Raw genomic sequence first — 1,391 nt, 5'->3', positions numbered from 1 at the left:
CCGTAATCGCCGTCGATAGAGACATTGTCGAAGCTCGGGGTGTCGCCGTCATCCACATCAGTGATCGAGAGCGTACCAGAGACACTGGTTTCTGGTGTGTCCGCGCCTAAATCAATGCCGCCAGTAGTAACGCCCGTGACCACAGAAGCATCATCGCTGCCTGTTACCGTGATGGTAATTTGGTGCTCAGAGCCATCCGATGCAGTCACTGTGATGGTGTCTGTGGCTGAATCACCGTCACCCAGAGATTGTGCATTGTCAGAGTTGACTGTGTAGGTCCACTCGCCATCGGTCAGAGTCAGGCTACCGTATTCACCTTCGACTGTGCCGTTTTCAAGGGTAGGTTGCACGGCGGCATCTGGGTCACTGATGTTGATCGAACCAGAAACAGAGGCATCGCCGCCTTCAGCCACACTTGCACTCAAGTCGCCTGTGACGACTGCGGCATCGTCGGTGCCTTCAACCGTCACCGTGATTTGATGGGTGGAGCCATCAGACGCTGTGAGGGTGAAGGTGTCGTTGGCAGACTCCCCGTCTGGCAGGGTTTGTGCGTTTTCGCTGTTAACCGTGTAGGTCCACTCGCCGTCAGTCAGTGTCAGGCTACCGTATTCCCCTTCGATGGTGGTGTTACCGATGGTTGGGTTTTCACCGTTATCCACATCACTGATGCTGATAGAGCCAGACACCGAGGTGCCTTGGTCTGTGGTGGTGCCGGTGGTATCACCTGTCACCACCGCAGCATCATCCGTGCCTGTAATGGTGATGACAATATCTTGTGTGGTGCCGTCTGAGGCGGTCACCGTGATGGTATCCGTCGCGGTATCGCCATCAGCCAGCGATTGGATCGACGCGCTGTCAGCGGTGTACGTCCATGCACCGTCAACCATGGTCAACGAACCGTATTCACCCGCCAAGGTGCCATTCGGAATGGTTGGCGTATCGCCAGTGTCCGCATCGGTGATCGTGATGGTGCCTGACGCGGTTTGTGCGCCGGCATCTTCAGTGATGCTCGCGGTACTATCACCCGTGATAACCGCCGCATCATCTGCGCCCGTGACATCGACGGTGATTTGTTGCACCGTGCCATCCGAGGCGGTGAGTGTAAACACCTCTTGCTCGGTCTGGTTGTCGTTCAGTGCGTCGGCTTTAGACGGATCGACCGTGTAGGTCCAGTTACCGTCAGTCAGCGTGAAGGTACCGTAATCGCCGTCGATAGAGACATTGTCGAAGCTCGGGGTGTCGCCGTCATCCACATCAGTGATCGAGAGCGTACCAGAGACACTGGTTTCTGGTGTGTCCGCGCCTAAATCAATGCCGCCAGTAGTAACGCCCGTGACCACAGAAGCATCATCGCTGCCTGTTACCGTGATGGTAATTTGGTGCTCAGAGCC

Annotated in this window: 1 protein-coding gene; it reads right to left on the bottom strand. The window is 56.2% G+C overall.

The features are described 5' to 3' along the window. Positions 1-1,391: VCBS domain-containing protein (locus tag EQP46_RS23900; protein ID WP_194956921.1), on the bottom strand; the 1,391-nt coding region annotated here is incomplete at both ends.

It is taken from the genome of Enterovibrio baiacu, from assembly GCF_004120195.1.
Taxonomy (GTDB): domain Bacteria; phylum Pseudomonadota; class Gammaproteobacteria; order Enterobacterales; family Vibrionaceae; genus Enterovibrio; species Enterovibrio baiacui.
The sequence above is the reverse complement of the archived record's forward strand: the minus strand, read 5'-3'. Positions and strand labels throughout refer to the sequence as shown.